Annotated in this window: 16 protein-coding genes; 5 read left to right on the top strand and 11 right to left on the bottom strand. The window is 56.8% G+C overall.

Annotated features, from left to right (window positions below; genetic code table 11):
• Nucleotides 1-190: 190 nt before the first annotated feature.
• The 4 genes from FEZ21_RS17255 to FEZ21_RS17240 are packed head-to-tail and all read right to left on the bottom strand — an operon-like array spanning nt 191 to nt 6,203.
• Nucleotides 191-1,828, bottom strand: a complete 1,638-nt coding sequence (locus tag FEZ21_RS17255; protein ID WP_238839965.1) for a CapA family protein — start codon at nt 1,826-1,828, stop codon at nt 191-193.
• A 59-nt stretch (nt 1,829-1,887) separates the two neighbouring features.
• Entirely contained in the window at nt 1,888-2,985 is a 1,098-nt protein-coding gene (locus FEZ21_RS17250; RefSeq protein ID WP_160628180.1) for a M14 family metallopeptidase, read from the bottom strand.
• 55 nt (nt 2,986-3,040) lie between these two features.
• Nucleotides 3,041-4,345 (bottom strand): MFS transporter, encoded by a 1,305-nt coding sequence (locus FEZ21_RS17245; protein ID WP_160627956.1) that lies wholly within the window; start codon nt 4,343-4,345, stop codon nt 3,041-3,043.
• Between the two features lie 28 nt (nt 4,346-4,373).
• Complete coding sequence (locus FEZ21_RS17240) at nt 4,374-6,203, bottom strand: DUF1302 domain-containing protein (RefSeq protein WP_232286853.1); 1,830 nt, start codon at nt 6,201-6,203, stop codon at nt 4,374-4,376.
• A 372-nt stretch (nt 6,204-6,575) separates the two neighbouring features.
• Between FEZ21_RS17240 and FEZ21_RS17235 the strand changes: the two genes are divergently transcribed.
• Complete coding sequence (locus FEZ21_RS17235) at nt 6,576-7,679, top strand: GlxA family transcriptional regulator (protein WP_029612571.1); 1,104 nt, start codon at nt 6,576-6,578, stop codon at nt 7,677-7,679.
• Nucleotides 7,680-8,009: 330 nt separating this feature from the next.
• Here FEZ21_RS17235 and FEZ21_RS17230 read toward each other — a convergent pair whose 3' ends face one another.
• Nucleotides 8,010-9,302, bottom strand: coding sequence for a carbohydrate porin (locus FEZ21_RS17230; RefSeq protein WP_003442307.1), 1,293 nt, complete (start codon nt 9,300-9,302; stop codon nt 8,010-8,012).
• Between the two features lie 770 nt (nt 9,303-10,072).
• Between FEZ21_RS17230 and FEZ21_RS17225 the strand changes: the two genes are divergently transcribed.
• Nucleotides 10,073-12,472 (top strand): membrane-bound PQQ-dependent dehydrogenase, glucose/quinate/shikimate family, encoded by a 2,400-nt coding sequence (locus tag FEZ21_RS17225; RefSeq protein WP_156428479.1) that lies wholly within the window; start codon nt 10,073-10,075, stop codon nt 12,470-12,472.
• A gap of 358 nt (nt 12,473-12,830) precedes the next feature.
• Complete coding sequence (locus FEZ21_RS17220; protein WP_010656345.1) at nt 12,831-14,462, top strand: sensor domain-containing diguanylate cyclase; 1,632 nt, start codon at nt 12,831-12,833, stop codon at nt 14,460-14,462.
• Nucleotides 14,463-14,567: 105 nt separating this feature from the next.
• Here the strand turns inward: FEZ21_RS17220 and FEZ21_RS17215 are convergent, their stop codons facing one another.
• A complete protein-coding gene (locus FEZ21_RS17215) occupies nt 14,568-15,452 on the bottom strand; it encodes a LysR substrate-binding domain-containing protein (RefSeq protein WP_160627955.1) in 885 nt (294 codons plus the stop codon).
• A gap of 108 nt (nt 15,453-15,560) precedes the next feature.
• On the opposite strand from FEZ21_RS17215, the gene FEZ21_RS17210 reads away from it, so the two are divergent.
• Both FEZ21_RS17210 and FEZ21_RS17205 read left to right on the top strand, forming a co-directional pair.
• The gene (locus FEZ21_RS17210; RefSeq protein ID WP_003442314.1) at nt 15,561-15,896 is read left to right on the top strand and encodes a carboxymuconolactone decarboxylase family protein; all 336 of its coding nucleotides are present in this window, start codon (nt 15,561-15,563) and stop codon (nt 15,894-15,896) included.
• 6 nt (nt 15,897-15,902) lie between these two features.
• Entirely contained in the window at nt 15,903-16,277 is a 375-nt protein-coding gene (locus tag FEZ21_RS17205; protein ID WP_003442316.1) for a tautomerase family protein, read from the top strand.
• 224 nt (nt 16,278-16,501) lie between these two features.
• On the opposite strand, the gene FEZ21_RS17200 is transcribed toward FEZ21_RS17205, so the two are convergent.
• The 5 genes from FEZ21_RS17200 to FEZ21_RS17180 form a co-directional block, all read right to left on the bottom strand.
• Nucleotides 16,502-17,401, bottom strand: a complete 900-nt coding sequence (locus tag FEZ21_RS17200; RefSeq protein ID WP_160627953.1) for an alpha/beta fold hydrolase — start codon at nt 17,399-17,401, stop codon at nt 16,502-16,504.
• Nucleotides 17,402-17,675: 274 nt separating this feature from the next.
• Nucleotides 17,676-18,674 carry an NADP-dependent oxidoreductase gene (locus FEZ21_RS17195; RefSeq protein ID WP_160627951.1) on the bottom strand — a complete coding sequence of 333 codons (999 nt, stop codon included), beginning with the start codon at nt 18,672-18,674 and terminating at the stop codon, nt 17,676-17,678.
• A 46-nt stretch (nt 18,675-18,720) separates the two neighbouring features.
• Nucleotides 18,721-19,590 (bottom strand): alpha/beta fold hydrolase, encoded by an 870-nt coding sequence (locus FEZ21_RS17190; RefSeq protein ID WP_010656340.1) that lies wholly within the window; start codon nt 19,588-19,590, stop codon nt 18,721-18,723.
• A gap of 82 nt (nt 19,591-19,672) precedes the next feature.
• Nucleotides 19,673-20,461, bottom strand: coding sequence for an SDR family oxidoreductase (locus FEZ21_RS17185; RefSeq protein ID WP_010656339.1), 789 nt, complete (start codon nt 20,459-20,461; stop codon nt 19,673-19,675).
• 39 nt (nt 20,462-20,500) lie between these two features.
• Nucleotides 20,501-21,601: an alkene reductase gene (locus tag FEZ21_RS17180; RefSeq protein WP_160627949.1), complete on the bottom strand. Its 1,101-nt coding sequence runs from the start codon at nt 21,599-21,601 to the stop codon at nt 20,501-20,503.
• Between the last annotated feature and the right edge of the window lie 129 nt (nt 21,602-21,730).

Below are 21,730 nucleotides of genomic sequence, written 5' to 3'. Positions count from 1 at the left end.
CAAAAACCCGAGCACAGTAGTTATTTCATAAGGGTCAAAAGTATCTCGGGCCTTTCAACCGCGCCCACGTTTTTCTTTGATATGCCTTTTCTATAGATTTGAAAAATCTTTGGCGCTATCTGTTCTTGAGGGCCATGTGGCCCCGTTCGCAGCCAGCACGGCTGACAACGGATATTGTCCGAGCCGCTATTTAGAGGTCTGCATAAAGGTCCGAAAGCGGCGACAGAATAGCGTTCCACACCTTGTCGCGCAGATGAGGCAGTTGACTCTTTTCCAGCTCGGTCAGGCCATAGTGGTCGGGGTTGCTCAGGACATTTTCGAACCTGACGATGCGACAGTTGTAGTCGGTCGTATCCCGTTTTTCGTTAACGATATAGATGGGCAATACCTTCAGGTTATACAGCCGGGTCACCCCAAGGGCTTTGCCAATGTCGAACTTTACGGCGTAGGCCAGTTTTGAGTTGCGACTCTCTGGATGGAAGCTCACAAAGTCGCCGAAAGCGTAGATGACCAACGCATCCTGCTTGCCATGGCGTGGAATCACTTGCGCTGGCTGGCTGACATGCGCATGGTTGCCGAGGATGGTGTCCACGCCGCACTCGATAACCTTGTGCGCGGCATCAACAATTTTCTCATGGGGGTACATTTCGAACTCCCACCCCCAATGGCAGTAGGCGATGATCCAGTCGGCGCCCTTGGCCTTGGCGGCAGCGACCTGTTTTTTGATCAGGGCGTAATCCGTAGGCGGGTCAACGTCGTTGAATCGCACTTCGTTGGCCAGGTAAAGCTCCCCGTCCCGTGAGTGACCGTTGAGGTCAAAGGTGTAAGACAGGAGAGCCACTTTGATGCCGTTTTTTTCCACGACGACGACATCATCCTGCTCGGCCTGACTACGGGCAGTGCCGGAGTAGTACGCCCCTGACTTCTCAAGCACTTTGAGTGTGGCCTCCACGCCTTCCTTGCCCCAGTCCATCGCGTGGTTGGTCGCTGTGCTGAAGAAGTTGATCTTCGCTTCATGGCGGAATTTGTTGAACATCGCTTCAGAGGTGTTCATTTGCGCCGGCTTGCCAGTTTGTTGATGGCGCCCTATAGGCTTGTTCTCATCAACGGTCGACTCCAGGTTGGCACTAACGATGTCAGCGGTGCTGTAAAAATCTGTGATGTCGTCGAACAGGTGCGGTGTGTTTTCGGGGGTCAGCACATCCACCGCGAGCAAGTCACCCGCACATGAAACCGAGAGGGCGGGAATAACCGGGAACACACCCCCTTGTTCAATTGAGGGGTCACTCAGGTTACGGAACTTCAAGGTCTGGTTAGCGAAGAATCCTTCGAGCCCCGACTCTTTTTCGGCAACTTCAAGTTGATTAAGCCAGTAGCGGTAAAGCCACTTGGTCTTCTGGAAAGTATTGCCCGAGATGTCATACACGCCTGTTTCGGGTTGCGGGTAATGAAACTGCTCATAGCAGATGTAACTCATCAGCAAAAGACCAAGCCTGAGCAGGGTGCGCTGGTGTATCGGGTCCTTGAGGGCAGGGGGAAGTACTCCAAATCCGGGATCAACCAGGAAATCCTCGAGCAGGATCTGCGCCTTGAGTAATGGAGAAGGATCGGCGAGCACAGGCTCAAGCCTCTCCAGGACCCGCTTCGGGCCCTGTTGTGCAATCCAGCCGAACAACGCCCGCGCGTAAGCCTCTTCCTCGGGGCTGATGGTCTCGACCATTTCCAGGTCGCCATCAGCGACGCGCCGCAGTATGTCGATGGTCTCGGCTTCGTGCCCGTCGAGGCAGCATTTGATCGACTGTATAAGCTCCTTCAAGGCTTCAAACATATAAGCATTCATCCTGAATATCCTCTTGGTTTGCTTGATGATTACAGCGCAAGTCGGTTTTAACTGCGTTCTTTCGAGGTGCCGGCCAGCCCGAGCCGGGTGAGCTCAAGCACGTCTTGCGCCTGCTGCAATACCCGGCGTTTCCATGGGTCGGTATCAATATAGAAGGCATCGCGCAGTTGGCGTTTGATCTGCATTAACCGTTCTGTCGGGACAGCGGCCTGGTTGTGCAACCACTGATCGGCACGTAGCGCTTTGAGCACCAATGGTCCGGGTTTGGTGCCGTACTCCAGGGTCAATCCGTTGTATTGCGCGTCGGGGCATTCCTGCATGACGGCTAAATCAAGGGTGCCATTTAAAACCGCTGATGAAGACGTACCTTGTGTGCTGAGGGTGACCTGTTCACCCCACCAGCTTCGTGCCCGTGCAATCGCGTCCGGGGTATCGCGTCCTTTATAAATACGCTCTCCCACGCCGCTGGGACCAAGCCCTGTATGCACATCGATCCAGCCTATGCGCTGGCATTGGCCGCCATAACGTCGAATGATCTGGCGAACTTGTACGTTGCTCCAGGTGGGCTGGGTGCCCGCAAAAAACAAGCCGTCAGGGTCGCTGTGCTGGCCTCGGGTGATGGCCGACTGCAAGGCTTTGGTGCCGTGGCGTAACGCATACCCGAGGAGCCCGAGGGTACTGAGCAGAGTGGGCGGTTGACGCCGTGGCACCAGTAACGGAGCGATCGAGGTGTATTCGGGGTTACCGGGCAACGGCTGATCGAAGTCCATGAAGTTGCGATTGATATCGACATTGTCTTCGTTGACCCGACGCAGCCAGGAGAAGCCGTAAGGGTTGACTGCATGCAGATAAAGCACAGCCATATCCTGAGCGCGGCACTGCCTGCTCCAATCATGATTGCGCAGATGATCCACCTGAACAGCCGAGCCGCAGAAGCCTTCAACGCCGTGCACGCCGCTGCTCACTACCAGCAGGTTGGCCGCTGTGGGCGAACCGACAAGTGCGACATCAAGTGCCAGTTCTTCTCCATCGCGACCGGGTAACGGGTGGACGCGGGATTCAACTTCCAGATGGGCATTGGCGCAAGCCTGCAGGAATTTTTGCCGAGCTTCGGCGTAGCTTTGTGAAAAGCAGGATACGTCCATCATGGATGTCCTATTAACAGTCGTGCCAGATTTGGCGATCAGGGAGCGGGGGTAGTCACTGCGCGATGTGGGCCGGGCAGGCGGCTGAAGGGGCGGACTCGGGAAGGATGGCGTTAAGTTCGCGACGAGTGCGCTCAGGGTCGATGAGCACCAGGCCAAGTACGGTGAACACTAAAAGTGCGATCCCGAACAGGCCAATCGCCAGTTCGAAACCGGTGACTAAATCTCCTCCCTGCCAGCCGATGGCCTGACCCACCAGAACAGGTGCGAGCATGCCTGCCGTAGTCAACAAGGCGATGTGGATGGCCAGCATACTTCCGCGCTGGCGGGCCGGTGCGATGTGGGCGACGATGCTGAAACCAAAGGCTGACAGCAAGTTGAGAAGGATACTGCCCAGAAGAAACAGCCCCAGCGTGACTGTCAGGGATGTCGAGCTAAAGCCCATGATGATGTAAGCCACGGCTGCGATCAGGCATGCCACGAGGGGCGGAATAACCATCGCCTTGCGTATGCTGGCGCCACGCTTCATCGCTTGTTGGGCCAGGCTGGACACCAGCAAATTCATGAATATCACCCCCAGGGTGGTGGCGAGCACCAGATACCCGGACTGCATCGGCGTCATCCCCAGCCCTCTTTGCAAGTAGGTGGGCAGCCAGCTGTAAAGCAGGGCATTGGGCAGATAGCTACAGAAAGCGACCAGAGTAATGCAGACAAACGTGCGATTGAGCAGCAGTCGGCTGTAGGGCAGTGTGGGCAACAGGCTGCCATTGGCGGTTTTTGTATCGTCATGCTGGCCTTCGCGGCCAAACAGTTGCCACAGCAGCAGCCACACCAGGCCAACACCTGCCAGCAGCACATACCCCGTACGCCAGCCGTAATGCTCAATCAAGGTCGGCAGGGCCAAGGCGCCTGCGATGGCGCCTAACATGATTGCGACTTGAATCAGCGCCGCAGGCAGCACCCGCTCGCGGGTGGCGTACCATTTGAAACAGGCGTGCTGGGTGACGGCTGTGCCAGGGCCGCAACCGGCGCCCAGCATGACGCGGCTGACGAGCAGGGTGACGAAGCTGCTGGACAGGGCGGCGAGCAATTGCGCGGCCATCCAGACCAAGGCCATGCCCGAAAGGATCCAGCGGCTTGGCATGCGGTTGGCCACAAAGCCCACCAGTACCCCGGAGATCGAATACAGAAAAAAGAACGCGCTGCTGATAAAACCGAACTGCTCGGGCGTCAGTTTCAGTTCGTCAATAATCTGCGGGCCGGCGAAGGCAAAAATGGTTTTATCCAGCACGCTGATAATCACCACAGTCATCAGCAAGGCAACAACGAACGGACGTCTTTTATCGGGAAGTGAATGCATGGGTATGGCCTTTAATTGAGGAGCTTTTTCAGAAGCGCATGCCGACACTGGCTTCCAACATGCTTCGGTCTGCAACCATGTTGTAATCGCCACCCCCGGTGTTCAGGTAGTTAAGCTCAAAGTTGTAGTCGCTTTTGTACTCCCCCTGCAGTCCGAAAATCTGTGCATAACGCCCTTCGGAAAACACGCCGTCATAGGCGTGCCCTTTGACGTCATACACCAGGGTTAACGAAGGCGTCAGGTCAAGCCCAGGCAAGACGTTTCTATAACGAATCTCCCCTTTGGAACGGGCTCCCCACGAGAAAGGCGTGACGAAACCATCGATTGCACATTTTGCCGCCGGGCCTGTGCATTTCGAGCTGTTGCCGTAGGGCGCGCTGCCGAAGCCGGGGCGTCCGTAACGGATGTCGTCAGTGTCGGGCAGGTCGTGGACATATTTGAATCCCGCCTCGGCTGACAACTTCATCTCGCCGCCCAATACAGTGCCCAAAGGATGGTTGGCGCCGAGATTGAGCTGGCTCACTCGAAACCTGTCGAAACCGCTGGCCACATAGCCTGTGGGCGTCTTGGACAGGTAGCCCATGGGCCCGCTGCCCCCTAGCAGGCCAGCAATGAAATCGGAACCGTTCCAGGCGATCGGTTGGTTGGGACGATAGCTGTATTCAGCGTAGATACCTGTGCCGCCTGGCAGTCGGGTTTTGAAATTAAGGGCGTACATCCGGATGCTGGTCGGGAAGGCGCGTTGATAATAAGCGGCAATGCCCGTTGGTTTGGCCTGGCCGAGGTTGGCGGCGGGCGGCGTCAGAACACCGGGGCCAGTACGTACTGCCTGGGTGACTGCTTCACGACTGGTGTAGTCAGCGAAATACAGTCCGAACATGCCGACGTCTTGCCATAAATATTGCAGGCTGGCGCCGAACTGATTGTTACTGGGGCGATGGTCCGGGCCACGGGACACGTAATCCAGAGGGTTGTTCAAGGCCTGGCCGTCGGTGGTGTAAATCGGTCGCCCGGCCATGGAGCTCAAAATGCTGCCGTTGAGAAGAAACTGGTCGCACCCCGGTTGAGCGTAATCGCTGGTCGATAGAAAGGTCCCGCACCCCGGATAAGCGCTGGGACGGAACTCAAACTGGTTGAATGCATCCACCGACAGGTTTTCAGTCAGCGCCAGCTTGGCGTAAAGGGTCGGCATCGCGACGGTACGGGCTTCTGCAATTGAAGTGGCTCGACGTGCCGCGGCCCAATCAAAAGCGTTCACTGCCTGTAAACCGCCGCCGATGGTGGTTGGCGTGACCCAGGGAATCGCCTGATCGCCGAGTCGCACCAGCAGGTCGTGCCCGCCAGGCTGGAACGTGCCGTAAACATACGCGTCGTTGATGACTGCATTGGAAAAACGCGCCAGCGAGTCAAACCCGTCATCGCTCAGCGGTTCACCGGATTGATAGCCGTTTGGAACGCTGCCGTAGTCGACGTTCTGGTGTTTTTGGGTGTAGTCGTACCAGCCTTTGGCACTTACAAATACGCCAAGATTACGGTGGCTCAGATCCGCCTGCAGGTAGGCCTCGGTAGAGGTAGAAACCGCATCGCCGCGCTTGTAGTTGAGGTTGCCGTCGTTGAACAGGTTCATGCCGTATTCGGAGCTGGTCAAGCGGTAGCTCGGTTTGTCCATGCGCCACACAGAACCCAATGACAGAGCACCTTTGAGGTTCAGGCGAGTGTCGTCCTGCTGCCACTCGATACCTTTACCCAACCCTGACTTGAGGTCACCGAATACCAGCTCGCCAGCCATTGCCGGAGCAGTCATGGCAACGCTCAACACAGACGTGGCCAACCCCGCAAGTACGGGAGTCCGGGTCACGGCCCACTTCTTTCTTATTGTTGTTGTCACTGACTAATACCTTTGTTTTTGTTTCTCTTGTGAATGCCAGGCGTTTTTCAGTCTAGCGCTGAAGTCATCCCCTTTAATACGGCGAATACCGACAGCAATAGGGTCGATATCGCCAGCTATAAACAGGCATGAATAGCCTGATGCTGTTCGCCCAGGCACAGCTAATTGCAGGAGCCAGCCCGCTTGCGCAGCTCGCTGAATAACAGTGGGTTAACAGGCTGTTGTATTGAGTGTTCCGACAAGGGGCACAGGGCAGGGCGGGCAGTACGAGTTGCAGGCAGACAGCATTTGGAAGTAGGGCTAATATCGCCAAAAATAAATTCAATAACGCCAGGCAGGTCTATGAACGTCCGAATAGATTTATTGCACAGCCCCCATGGCATGACCGGAACGCTGTTCAGTGTGATCGATATTCTGCGCACCTTTAATAACCTGTGGCAGATGCGCAATCCGGATAAACGAGGGGCTTTTTTTCACTGGCGATTGATTGATGCGGCGGGCAATGAGCTACCGCTTGCGGACTGGTTGTCAGGCATGCAGTCGCCTGCCGGTGGGCGTAAATCGTTGCGGCCCTCACAGACCGCGTTGTTTGTGCCGGGGGTGCAGATGAAAAGCGTGCCGGATCTGAAGCATGTGCTCGATCAATGCGCCGAGGAGCTCAATTGCATCGCGCGTTATCACTCTCAAGGGCGCATCGTCGCGGCCAGTTTCAATGGCCCGGTGATGTTGGCCCGAGCCGGTGTGCTGGACGGCCGGCGCGCGACAGTCACCTGGATGATTGCCAATTGGTTTGCCTCCAGCTTTCCTGAGGTGCAGTTGGCGATGGCGGGCCCGGTGGTGGTTGACGGGCTGGTCTTTACGGCGGGCGCACCGGCGGCTGTGTGCGATTTGATGGTGGAGTTGATTCGTCATTTTGCCGGTGAAGAAATGGCGCAAATAGCGACCAATGGGTTGCTCTATCACCCGATGCGTTTTGAGCATTCGAGCCTGAACTTTCCAGGCATTTCGGTAAAGACCCGGGACAGCGTGGTGTTCCGGGCCAAGCACTGGCTTCAGCAGAACATTCAGACGGCCTATAGCCTGGAACGTGTAGCCCAGGAAGCGGCAGCCAGCCCGCGCACCTTGCTACGTCATTTCAAAGAAGTGGAGGGCATGACTCCGCTCGACTATCTGCACCGACTTCGGGTGGAGCGGGCCAAGCAATTATTGGAAGTAACCCTGGTTGATCTAACGGAAGTGATGGAGTACTGCGGTTATCAGGATGCCAGTGCTTTCCGGCGCCTGTTTCGACGCGCTACCGGAGTAACGCCTTCAGAGTACCGTCGTCGCTACACCATGCGCATTTCCAGCCGTTGGTGGCGGGCTGACGAGTCCGGGCCGAAGGAGAGAGTCGATGACTTGATCAAGGGACTGAGTATTGAGCCTGACCACAGGTCAGAACAGTGAGAATGCACCAATGAATCGGGCGGTCTTCCACGATATGGATTGCACCATAAGCAAAGTGATTTTCTGTTGGCCTTGATCTCAAAGATTTGGCTGTCGAGGCGGGGGGCATCAACCCAATTCCTCTGCCTCGACTTGCTCTGCTGTAATTGCCTTGCTCTCCCCGGTGGGTGCGATCACCCAGTTATTTTTCAGGCGTTGAGATGACTTATGGAGCTGGCGGCGATCACCTGCTTCGATCTTGGATGAGGGGTGCTTTGGTCATTGAGTCTTGAAGTCGAGATATCGTGAAGGTCCGCAGGCTTTTGCTGGAACCTCACACAATCCCTCTGTTTAAAACGTTGCTTTGATCTGCAAGCCCACAGCCAAAGCGTTGCCTCTTTTTTTGCCGGAGAACGCGCCAGGCTCAATGTAGTACTGCAGGTCAGGACGCAGCAGCAGCCAGGGAGTGACCTGGGCGCCATAGTTAAGCTCAATCATCTGCTCGCCATTGTCGAGGTTGGCGATCATCTCGGATTCGCCGAAGCTGGTCGCCGCCGCTTCTTGAACATCCCGCGTACGGGAGTTGAGTACGGCCCGGCCATAACCCAAGGCAATGCTGTCATGGGGGCGGCTGGCAAAAGGCTTTTGCTTGACCAGACCGACCGAGTACCAGCGACGCATGGGGGAGGTTGCTGCGTTGCTGGTGGCTGCCTGGCCGAACAGGCGCAGCACGCTTTCAGGGTCTTGCTCATCCCTCCAGATTGCCTGGTCCATCAACACGTAAGCCCCGGTGCGGTTGCTGCTTTTTTCTGTGCTGCCAATTTTTTGCGAGTCAGAGCTGTCGTAGTACCAGCCGACTTTGTATTGGCCATTGAGAAAGGCGTTGTTATTGAAGATGGCTTCCAGCGGCAGAATGGCCCCGGTGGAGTCGTGGCTGGGCATGGAAAACGCTTCGGAGCGAAGGCTGTTGTGCTCTGGGTTGACCTGGAATACCGCGGTTTGCAGCGTCAGTGAGTCGTTGACGTCGTAACGCAACTCTGCACCCCAGTGAGCCGTCGGGTAGTTGCCCCACCCACTGCCGCTGGACATGGTCAATGGGTGCGCACAAAAACCGGCGCTCACAAAGTTGGTCAGGATCGGCATGCCACCAAAATCGGTGCCCATCACCATGTAACCGATTTTGGCAGACACGTCCGCAGAAAACAGATTGCGCTGGTAACTGAACTCGGTCAGTCGCGTGTATTCGCCACCGTAGTTTTCTTGCGCAGACAGGCGGTTGCCGAGCAAGTCTTCCGTGGCGCTATGGCCGCGACGGTCGTTAACCAGAATTTGCACAAATCCGGCGTCCGGGGTGTCCAGCAATTTACTCAGATCAAACTTGGCGCCCACGCGTATTTGTTGCGCATAGCGCGTACCGCGCTTGATCCCGCCATGCAGGTTGGAAATCGTTTCAGAGCTGTAGTCACCGGTCAGTGTGATGCCCTTGTCCGCCAGTTTTTGGCGCTCACCGCCCCAATCGCCGGTGAGTGTCGAACGACTCATCAGGTCGGAAGTGTCAGCCAGTGCTGAAGACGGACTCAAGATACACAGCGACAAACCGCTGCACAGGCTGGTGGTCAGCAGCGCGCGGAAAGAAAAAAACATTGGGGTGTGCTCCGTTGCAAAAAATGTTGGTGTATCGCTCAACGACACGCTGGCAGGGCAGGAAACTGGCCGGCTCTGCGGCTTTTCTGGCCTGATACCGTCTTGAGAACTGCGGTGTCAGCACCTGATCCCGGGCCGAGTTGGTCCCTCCTTGGGTGTGCAAGGGCCTGTTAGTTGTGTGAGCCGTAAGGCTAAGTTTATGCCGATGTTTTTTTCAGATAAATCCAGGGAACTAAGAAACATTATTGGGCAGGCAGTAATAATCCGCTGGCGATATCCGGACTTTCGCTTGCAGAAACGGCGATCGTTAGTGTTCAACGCTTAGTGCTTTTGAGATCAGTCACAGGTCAAAAAAAGAGAAAACATAAGGGGCTGAAACCCCCTCGTTGCCATGGATTATTACTGTTTCACCAACAATGTTTCTCAAACCTTCGGATTTATCCCAAGAAGCGCCCGTATAAACTAGCTCAGCGTCTCCAGCCCACTCTCGGAACGTCGGGCCAGCAGTGCCCGGACAAACACCTCCCCGCGTTTCGTAGAGCCTTCGGCGTATTCATTGCGACTGCACAACCTGATGCACTGATTGCCGGTGCTCGCTTGCTGTCGGCAGGGCGGTAGTCTGATTCCGACACCTGCCATGCCCAGCCTTTTACGGGTCGAACTGAACATTCGACCCAGCTGTTCGCACAGCGTGCGGGCAGTTTTGTATTCACCCATAGAGCATTCACGAAATGACGAATGACCAACCATCTCAAACTTCAAGACGCTCAATGAGCACTATCGCGAGGGTGCTGTTTTCCCTGTTTGTATTTGCCGTGGCACTGGCTTTGATTTATGGCGGGATCAAACTAGTGGCGCTGGGCGGGTCAAGTTACTACTTGATCGCAGGCTTGGCTTATCTGGCACTGGCGGCACTCTTTGTGTTGCGCAAGTGTTTGGCTATTACCCTCTCTGTTGCCATATTCCTTGCGACCTGTGCCTGGGCCTTTTATGAAGTGGGTCAGTTCAGCTATTGGGAACTGCTGCCACGCTTGGTCATTCCGGCCATCATCCTGACACTCAGTCTGTGGGTCGGCGCCGCGTTGCCGGACACGTCCCTGAGCACACGGCGCGCCGCTAACCGGTTCGGTTTTGCCGTATTCCTGGCACTGGTCGCGACATTTATTGCTGCGTTCTACCCGCACGGCGGGATCTCGAACCCGGTCGCCGCCACTGACGCACCCAAGGCCGAAGAGCCCTCCAGCGCCCCTGAAAACTGGGAGTTCTTTGGGCGTAATGCCTCGGGCACACGGTTTGCTCCTTACACGCAAATCACCCCGGACAACGTCAAGGACCTGCAGGTTGCCTGGACCTACAGAACAGGTCGTCGCACCACAGGTGCCGGCGCGGGCGTAGATGAAAACACACCGTTGCAGATCGGCAATGTTCTGTACTCGTGCACCCCGGAAAACCTGATAACCGCCCTGGACGGTGATACCGGGACCCCGCTCTGGAAATTCGATCCCAAAGCCAAAAGCGAAGAGCACGTGACCTGCCGTGGCGTGGGCTATTACGACATCGATAAAGACGACAGCCTGAGCGCTGAGGTCAAGGCGTCATATGGCAATGAGCAGCAGTGCCGCCAGCGTATTCTGGTGTCGTCTGTGGATGCCCGTTTGTTTGCGCTTGATGCGCATACCGGCACCCTGTGCCCGAGCTTTGGCGACAACGGTTATGTCGATCTCAAGAAAGGCATGGGCCCGACTGAAAACAGCAAGCGCTATCACCCCACCTCGCTGCCGGTTGTCATGGGCCACCTCACCGTGGTCGGTGGCTGGGTACGGGACATTGTGGCGGGCGAACCTTCCGGTGCCGTGCGCGCATTCGACGTTCTGACAGGCGCGTTGGTGTGGGCCTGGGATGTAGGTGCACCCGAGGGCAAGAACACAGCGGCAGACGATCATCAGTTCGCTCTGGAGACGCCTAACGTCTGGACAATTCCAACCTACGATAAAGAGTTGAATCTGGTCTACCTGCCTACGGGCAATGGCCCGCCCGACTACTGGGGTGGTGATCGCAACCAGGTTAAAGAGAAGTTTGGCACGGCCGTTGTTGCAGTCGATGCATCAACCGGTAAAGCCAAATGGGTTTATCAGATCGTTCACCACGACGTCTGGGACTATGACCTGCCTTCGCAGCCTGTGCTCTATGACATCAAAAACGCCCAGGGCGAGAAGACTCCGGTCTTGATCCAGACCAGCAAGACCGGCAACATTTTTGTACTGGATCGCCGTACCGGCAAGCCGGTTACAGAAGTTGAAGAACGTGCGGTTCCTACCTCTCCAGCAGCAGAAGGCGAGCACCTGTCGCCTACCCAACCGTTCTCGGTCGGGATGCCGACCATTGGTGTCGACCCGCTGACCGAGAAGTCGATGTGGGGCGTGACGACTTTCGACCAACTGTATTGCCGGATCATGTTCAAAGACTCCGTCTACCTGGGTCCGTTTACACCGCCAAGTGAAAAACCCTACATCGAATGGCCTGGCTTGCTGGGCGGCATGAACTGGGGTGGCATCTCCATCGACGAAAACACCGGCATGATGTTCGTCAATGACATGCGCATGCCGCTGCGGATGCAACTGGTCAAAAAGGAAGACACCAGGAAGTTCAACGTGTCGACCGATGAAGTCCCGGGCTTCATGGGAACCATTCGCCCACAAGTCGCCGGTATCTATGGCGGGGTGAAAATCGACATTCTGCAGTCGCCACTGGGCGTACCGTGCAACACACCACCCTTCGGCAGCATGAGCGCCATTGACCTCAACACCCAGAAACTGGTCTGGCAGGTTCCATTGGGCACCGTCCAGGACACTGGCCCGCTGGGGATCAAAACGCACATGCCAATCCCGCTGGGCATGCCAACACTGGGTGGCCCGACCTCAACGGCATCTGGCCTGGTGTTCTTCGCCGGCACCCAGGACTACTACCTGCGAGCGCTGGATTCGGCCACCGGTAAAGAAGTATGGAAAGCCCGCCTGCCGGTTGGCGCGGTTGCAGCCCCGCTGATCTACAAATCACCCGCCACCGGGAAGCAGTACGTGGTCATCTCCGCAGGTGGCATGAGCCACTCGCCTGATGTCGGTGACTACATCATTGCCTATGCATTGCCGGACAGCATCACCCAGAAATAACGCCTTGATTGACGTTAACTGAAATGGCCCGCCTGCTCCCCAGCAGGCGGGCTTTTTTGTTCCAGGCCAGTTGTTGTTCGGCTTCGGCCTGAATAACGCCTTGAATGTGGTGCTTGTTACGAGCAGAGGACTTCGCCTGATCCCATAGGTCCGGTAGTCTGCTTTCGGCCAGAAGCAGTCACTCCGATGTATTTAGAAAATCTGGAGCGATTCAACTCGTAGCGGTTGAGCTTAAGAGAGTGCCGGGGCTCATGCATAGCGTCTGAAGCGCGCTTAGGGCGCGAAATGTATAAGAGATTATATTGGCAGAGCTGCTATTCGCAGCAGGCATACACTAATAGAGGTGTCACGGTAGACAATGACGGCAAGAGCAGGCAACCCCAAGGATTCGTCCACCGATGAGAACGTGAGCATGAGGCAGCCGGCAGTGATTCTGGGCTTGCGTTGGCTCATTTTCACCCTCGTACTGTTATCTGTCCTGGCTACGTTGGGCAATAGTCTGATCACGGCATATAGAGTGCAGCGGGATGCTTTGATTGACCATGCGCTGCAATCAAACAGTGCTTACGCGTCAAAAGTAGCTTCAAGCCTCTCTGAATTCATTCATTCGGCACAAAGCCATCTGCGTTACAGCGCCGAAGAGTTGGGCAAGGAGTGGGGTAATACCAAGGCACTGCGGGCCGAAGCTGTACGCCTACAAAAGCAGGACGAAGATTTTAACTCGATAGCAATTATCGATACTAATGCCAAAGTTCTGGAGGCGTACCCAGACACACTGCAAATCAATGGTTCAACTTTGCGATCGGATACGATTCGAAAAGCCATCGATGCGAAACGTCCCTACATTAGCTCAGCTTATGAATCAGCAGCCGGTAATCTGGTCGTATTCGTCTCAGAACCCATTCATGATTCCTCTAACCGTTACATTGGAATCATAGGCGGTTCGATTTACCTGCAGCAGGACAGTGTACTTCACACGTTAATCAGCCGGCATTTTCACCATGAAGGTACATTTGCCTTCATCGCCGATCAGGATCGTCAACTACTTTATCATCCTGATGCGTCGCGTATTGGTGAGACCCTCGGATGGAGCAAGACCGTGGATGCAGCTTTACGTGGCGAAAGCGGGTCCGTGGCCGTGCCTAATTACAAGGGCATACCGATGCTTGCTGGATATGCTCAGGTGCCTGGAGCCGGTTGGGCCGTCGTCGTACAGCAGCCTCGCGAGATTAGCCTTGCCCCCTTGCACACGTTGATGCGCGACATGGTTTTTGGAATGCTACCTGCTGCATTGATCGGATTTGTACTGATTTGGATAGGTGCTCTGATGATCTGTCGGCCATTGCACCAGCTTTCCAGGATCGCAGGGCAATTGGCTGCAACGCAAGCCTCTGACCAACTTCGAAACGTGAAGGCATGGTATCTAGAGGCCTTTTCTATCCGTCAGGCGATGCTGACCGGTGTGTACCTGTTACAAGCAAAGATGGGGCGTCTAAGCCAGCAGGCGCTTACCGACCCTCTGACAGGTCTGGCAAATCGTCGAGCAATGAATGATGAGTTGCGGGGGCTGGAGCAGGCAGGCCGAACATACTCCATATTGTCACTGGATATAGACCATTTCAAAAGGGTAAACGACACCTTCGGCCATGACAAAGGTGATGTTGCGATAAAGCAGGTTGCGCAAACACTCCTCAGTCATTCACGCAATGGTGACTTCGCTTGCCGAGCGGGAGGAGAGGAGTTCTTGTTGATTTTGCCGGAGACCGGGATCGATTCGGCGAGCATGATTGCCGAGCGAATTCGCCAGGCAATCGCTACATGCGACATTTCGGGTGTTGGACATATCACGGCTTCGATCGGTGTCGCGACTTGTGAAAACGTATCTACTACCTCAGAGGTCGTACTCAAGAGGGCGGACGAATGCTTGTATCGTGCCAAACAAGGGGGGCGTAATCGCGTGGAGTCGAGTCCTCAATCTGGATCCGAATGAGTCGCCCCTTGATCCTGGACATATCCAAGCGGCCGCCTATCAACTCACTGATTGGTTATTTTCCATCCGTATCGCTCGAACTGAACCCTCGGGCAGCTTCGATCATTAGGTCATCGAGAAACGAAACGCCTGTTCTTGCAGGCTCGTTTTGATCAATACGGCCAATTGTTGGGTGGCCGCTGTAGGGGCATCGCCACCGCTGTGAAGCACATAGCAAAGGCTTGGCACTGGGGGTAAGCCAGAAACTACAGCTAGATGGCCCGGCAGCCCGATACGGGTCCGCAGCGTCAGGCCCAATCCGGCGGCGACGGCCGCCCAGATACCGCCGACGCTGGGACTGGTCAAGGCGACCCGCCAGGGTATTTGCGCAGCATCCAGCGCCTGGGTGGCGGCGCTGCGCATTACGCAAGGCGAGTCGAACAGGATCAATGGCAACGGTGAGCGATGAAGGTCCGTCGGCAATGGCGTATCGCGGGCTCCGATCCAGTGCATCTGTGCTTCACCCAGGCGAGTGGCGTAAGGCGACAGGTGCCCGGTGTCCCAGGTCAGGGCCAGGTCAAGATCAGCGCTTTCGACCCGTGCAAGCAATTCGGCGTTACGGGCGATCCGGACTTCGAGATTTACCCTCGGGTAAGCCTGGACGAAACGTCGCAGAATATCGCTCAGAAAGTGCTCCCCGAAGTCCTCTTGAAGCCCGAGTCGGATGGTCCCGGCTGTCTGGCTTTCATACAGAGTCTGGAAAATGCCGTCGTTCAGCTCCAGCAGGCGGCGGGCATGGCTGAGCAGCGTTTCTCCCGTGGGGGTCAAGACCAAACCGCGACCGGACTTGGCCAGGACCGGCGTACCGACCTGCTCCTCGAGTTTTTTCAATTGAGCGCTGACGGCAGACGTCGATCGACCGAGACGATCCGCCGCTTTGGCAAAACTGTTGAATTCCACGCCAGTGACGAAGGTGCGCAATACGTCGAGGTCGAAGGTTGGTCGGCGCATTTAACAGTCCACTAATTCGGGATGATGGGTGCTATTAAATCTGATATTCGGAAGTGTTGCGACTTGATAGTTTTCCTCCATCAATTGAGACATCAGGGGGAAAACATCATGAGCGCATCTATTGTCACGGGGCGGGAACAGCAGGGTAACTACCCGCAGAAGTTTGCCGAACTGACCGACAATGTCTTGTTTGGTGACATGTGGACGCGTCCACAATTGAAGCCCCGTGATCGCAGTCTGGCGACGGTGGCCGCATTGGTGGCGATGTACCGACTTGAGCAATTGCCGTTCCATTTGCAGCGTGCACTGGACAACGGCCTGAGTGTCGAAGAGCTGGCCGAAGTCATCACCCACCTGGCGTTTTATTCCGGTTGGCCGACAGCCGCCTCGGCGCTGAAGTTGCTCAGTGAGCGTCAGGCTTGCCTTCCAGAACATCAAGAGTAACCGTTGATGCCGTTTACACGAGTTTCACTGCACCGCGGGAAATCGGCCGAGTATTTACAGGCGTTGTCTGCGGGTTTGCACGATGCCTTGGTCGAGAGCTTCGAAGTACCGATGACGGATCGCTTCCAAGCCATTCACCAACATGAGGTCGGCGAGCTGATCTTTGATCCCCACTACCAGGGCGGGCCGCGCAGCCATGACTTTGTGCTCATCGCGATTACCGCAGGCCGACCTCGAAGTGTTGAGATCAAACAGCGTTTTTACCGCGATCTGGTCGAGAAGTTGGGGCGGGCGACGGGCCTGAACGCAGAGGATGTCATGGTGATAATCACCACGACGGCCGGCGATGAGTGGTCGTTTGGAGGAGGGCGAGGTAACTAGCGGGAACAATCACGGGATCTGCGAGCGAACGAAGATTTTTGAATTCCCCGGGGATTCCGTGATTCCAAAAAATGGCGGAAAATTGCCCGGGATCGCCCACGCCGATTGCTGCCTGTCACGAAAACTGCCATCGGCCAGGAGCGGACGATCGGTGACCTGCAAGCACGGCAACGAATCCTGTGCTCTTTAAAGGTGATTCACCGCTCCAGCTACCCTGCCGTCGCTCACCGGTTCAGGAACTTGATGACAGCTCTGGCGAACAGTTCTGGCTGATCAAGCATGATGAAGTGAAAACTGCCGTCAATGCGCCTGAAGCTGATGTTTGGGGTCGAGGCATAGGCGTTATGGAACATTGCATCAATCTGGGATGCCTCTACGCCGTAAAGCAGGTCGTAGGCATAGACGACCTCGACAGGCACCTTGATGCGTTCAAGCTCAGGCCGGAGGTCGGTGACCATCAGTTCATACATGGCATCGGCCATCGTCTTTCGGTCCGAGTTCATCCCCGCTGCGACCAGGCCTGGCCTGACTGCTTCAGTTTTAGCGAGACGGGCGATGGCGGCCTGCTGCATGGAGTGCGCCTGCTCAGGCGTTGCCGCCAACATTGCATCGCGCATCGCAGCAGCCTGCGGGGTCGCCGTTTCACTGGTCGCGCGGGGGTCAAAGAGCAACGTATAGAAGGGCATCGCATCGACAATCATCAGGCGTGCCACTTGATCGGGATGACGCGCACCCACCATCAGTGCCACCTCACCACCCAACGAATGACCGATGATGACCGGCGCCTCGATGCGCTGGCTGCGGATGTATTCAGCGATCGCCTCGGCCGTTGGCGCGACGACTCTCCCGTCTGGACTGGATACGGCAGGCGAGCCGGCAAAGCCAGCCACCTGAACGAGATGGAGACGGTGGCTGTGCCGTAACCTGGAGGCCAAATCAGCCCAGACTTCGTAGGACGACGCAAATCCTGGAATTAAGATGATATCTGTTCCCGAGCCTTGTATCAGCACTGAGATACCACCCTGGTTGACAGTGACTGGCGGCAGGGGTGCAGGCTGGGCTGGCGATGCAGACAACAGCGCCAACGTGGTGCCAATCCCGGCAAGAATCACGCCTGCACGCATGGCGTTCCCCTTTTCGCGCAATGCGACGTGACATTTACAGTGTCGCGGTCGCCGATTACACCGACGGGCAGGCTACTTGGCGGGTTCATAGCCATTCCTTTGACCGAAAAAGTATGGCCACTATAACGGCGCACAAAGGCATCAGGAAACTCTCCCTACCGGTGATCCTTGGCGTCAGCGATATACCGAGCTAGCCATACTTGCAAGCCTCTCATGCAACCCGATTTCTACTGCTGAAATTGCTCGGGCACAGTTGTCATTGATAGGCGGCTAGTCATTTGATCGTAACGACGACCTTGCCTTTGGCTCGTCCCTGTTCGACGTATTTCAGAGCCTCTGCCGTTGATTCAAAGGAAAACGTTCGATCAATCACCGGATTGATGATGCCCGCCTCAACCAGCGCGCTGATTTGTTGCAGTTGGGCGCCGTTGGCGCGCATGAACACGAACCTGTACCTGATGTCCTGCTTGCGTGCCCTGCGCCGAATGCCGAAGCTCAGCAGGCGCATAACCTGCTGCAATGGCCAGGATAACCCTTGCTCCTGTGCGAACAGCGCAGTGGGCGGCCCTGAGATGGAAATCAGTTGGCCGCCGGGTTTGAGGACCTCGAGTGACTTGTCCAGGACATCGGTGCCGAGGCTGTTCAACACCAGGTCGTAGCCGTGCAAGACATTTTCGAAATTCTGCTTTTTGTAGTCGATGACCACGTCAGCCCCCAGCATCTTGACCCATTCGACATTCGCGGTGCTGGTGGTTGTGGCGACAAAGGCACCCAGGTGTTTGGCAAGCTGTATTGCAATGCTGCCGACGCCGCCGGAGCCTGCGTGAATCAACACCTTCTGGCCCTTTTGCAGTCGGGCGGTGTCGACCAGCACTTGCCAGGCAGTCAGTGCCACCAAAGGCAGGGACGCGGCTTGCGCCATGCTGGTATTGGCCGGTTTCAGGGCGATCGCGTTCTCGTCCACGGCAATCCTTTCGGCGAACGTGCCGATCCGTGCTTGCGGCGGGCGAGCGTACACTTCGTCACCTGGTTTGAAACGTGTCACTTGCGAGCCGACCGTCACCACGACCCCCGCCAGGTCGTTGCCCAGAATGAGCGGAAACGAGTAGGGCAGGATCAGCTTGAATTCGCCTGTGCTGATCTTCGAGTCCAGCACGTTGACACTGCTGGCATGGACCTCGATCAAGACGTCGTGGGCACCCACTTCAGGGGCTGACGCTTCGCCGAGGCGTCCGGGTTGCTTGCCGTAGCGATCAATAAGAAATGCTTTCATCGAGGTACGGCTCTTGTCGGTTGTAGGGAGGGTAGCCGGTGTGTGGTCAGGCATCGAGGAACGCCTGCGCCCTGGCCACAAATTCAACGTGGTACTGGAAAATCCCGCCGTGACCGGCATCCTGATAAATCACCAGCTCTGCGTTGGGGATACGCTTGGCCAGTTCAAACGAATTGATACTCGGCACCATGATATCGGTGTCGCCGTTAACGACCAGTGCTGGTGCCTGCAAGCGTTCAAGGTCTTGTGGCGGCTGTTTGCCCCACGCGGTGATCGCTTTCAACTGACGCAGGAAAGCACGGGGCGTCGGGCCTTGGTCGCGATTGTTCTTGCGGGCTTGCAGGCGCTGCAAATACTGCGCGGCAGATCGACGGCCGTGGGCCGTAGACGTGAAGAACAGGTAGAATTTCGGATCGCGCAGGGTCAGCAGGCCTTTGACAATCAATGGCCACGACACCGCGCCAACCTTGCCGATACCGCTGCCGCCGGCCGGCCCGGTGCCGGTCAGAATCAACCGCCGCACCCGATCAGGCGCCTTCAGAGCGATGTCCTGAGCGACGAAGCCGCCGAGCGAGAATCCGAGCACATCAACGGTTTCCAGCCCCAGCGCGCGGATCAACTGAATGGCATCGTCGGCCATCTCGCCGACGGTCAGTGGCGCGGTTCCACCCGAGCCGCCGATGCCACGATAGTCGGTGGTGATGACGCGTCGGGTTTGCGCCAGGCCATCGATGATTGCGGGATCGAAGTTATCGAGCACCGCGCCCCAATGATTGAACATTACAAGGGGCACGCCGGTAGTGGGGCCGATATCGCGGTAGGCGAATGGAATACCGTTGACCCTGATCGATTGGTTCGCAGCGTTGATGAATGACGTTGGCGAACCCGAAGGGGGATGTTTCTGGGCTGAATTCATTACGCCTCCCGATTTCTGGACGGGTTCGATGCAGCGCCTTGCGCTTGCATCGAATCCGCCCCAAATGCTCACTGCCTGAAGATCACTCTGGAGTCTGGTAACGCTGAGCAACCGCGGACTGACGGATTTGCCCGATCAGGCCCAGACGTGCGCCCTGCAGGGCATCCCAACGCTGCGCTTCGTGCAGCGGCGGAATGGTCACGGGTTCGCGACGATCGAAGCCGACGAGAGCGGCATCCACCAGATCGCCCACTTCCATGATTTCACTCAGGGTGTTGATGTCGACGCCGGAACGATCCCATATTTCCGTGCGCGTTGCGGCCGGCAGCACGGCCTGCACGTAGACGCCTTGAGGCGACAGTTCCAGGCTCAAACCCTGGGACAGGAAAAGCACAAAGGCCTTGGTCGCACCGTAGACCGTCATGCCGAATTCCGGTGCGAGGCCTACAACCGAACCGATGTTGATGATCGCGCCTTCACCGGCCTTGGCCAGGCGTGGAGCGATGGCGCTGGCGAGCCGCACCAGCGCCGTAGTGTTGAGGGCAACCAGTTGCGCCACTTTATCGGTGCTTTGCTCGACGAAATGCCCGGACAGTGCAGCGCCGGCGTTATTGACGAGGATCCCGATGCGGGCGTCGTCGCGCAGACGGTTTTCAACGTTGCTCAGATCGCCGGGTTGAGTCAGGTCCGCCGGGATCACATCGACGGTGACGTTGTGTTCGCTGCGCAAGCGTGCGGCCAGTGCATCCAGGCGCGCCTGATCACGGGCAACTACCACCAGATCGTGGCCGCGTTGTGCAAAGCGTTCGGCGTAGACGGCGCCAATCCCGGTGGAGGCGCCAGTGATCAAAACAGTTGGGCGAGTGCTCATGGGGTATCTCTCTTTCAGGATATGAGAAACAGAACGGGCTCAGCTTGCGCTGACGCTCGATTCAGCCAGTGTCGGGTAATCGATGTAGCCTGCCGCACCGCCGCCATAGAGGGTGGCGGGATTGAACGCGGACAACGGCGCGCCACGTTTCAGGCGTTCCACCAGATCCGGGTTGCCAATGAAGGGGCGACCGAAGGCGATCAGGTCGGCCTGGTCTTCAGCGAGCCGCGAGTTGGCCAGATCGAGGTCATAGCCGTTGTTGGCGATGTAGGTGTTTTTGAAGCGCTGGCGCAGGGCGGCGAAATCGAAGGGCGCCACGTCACGCGGGCCGCCGGTCGCGCCTTCGACCACGTGCAGGTAAACCACGTCGAGGGCGTCGAGTTGTTCTACGACGTAATCGAATTGCGCCTGCGGATCGCTGCTGGATACGCCATTGGCCGGCGACACTGGTGACAGGCGTACGCCGGTGCGGTCGGCACCGATCTCACTAACCACAGCCTCCGTCACTTCGAGCAACAGACGCGCACGATTTTCAATCGAGCCGCCGTAAGCATCGGTGCGCAGATTGGCGTTGTCCTTGAGGAATTGATCGAGCAGGTAGCCGTTGGCACCGTGAATTTCCACGCCATCGAAGCCAGCGGCGATCGCATTGGCCGCCGCCTGCCGGAAGTCGCTGACGACTCCCGGCAGTTCGCTGATGTCCAGTGCGCGAGGCTCGGAGACGTCTTCGAAGCGGTTGTTGACGAACACTTTGGTGGCGGCGCGCAGCGCGGAAGGGGACACGGGGGCAGCGCCGTTTTCCTGCAGGTCGACGTGCGAGACGCGGCCGACATGCCACAATTGCAGAAAGATTTTTCCTCCCTTGGCATGCACGGCATCAGTCACGGCGCGCCAGCCGTCGATCTGTGCCGGAGTGTAGATTCCCGGTGTGTCTTGATAACCCTGTCCCTGCCGGGAAATCTGCGTGGCTTCGCTGATCAGCAAGCCGGCGCTGGCGCGCTGGCTGTAATAGGTCGCCGCGAATTCGCTAGGGACCAAGCCTTGACCGGCGCGGTTGCGTGTCAGCGGCGCGAGAACGACGCGGTTCGATAGCGAGAGGCTGCCTAGGGTGTAAGGAGTGAACAGAGTCTGCTTGGTCATTTGATGAATCTTCCGTGCCCGTTGATGAAGATCAGTGGTGCAGGCAATTAGGATGATGATCGAAATCTAAACTGTCAACAATTTTGATTATGGGTAACATCTATGTATCATCGGACTCAGGATTTCCCG

This window comes from Pseudomonas sp. 9.1(2019), assembly GCF_009910445.1.
GTDB classification, from domain to species: Bacteria; Pseudomonadota; Gammaproteobacteria; order Pseudomonadales; family Pseudomonadaceae; genus Aquipseudomonas; species Aquipseudomonas paraversuta.
The sequence above is the reverse complement of the archived record's forward strand: the minus strand, read 5'-3'. Positions and strand labels throughout refer to the sequence as shown.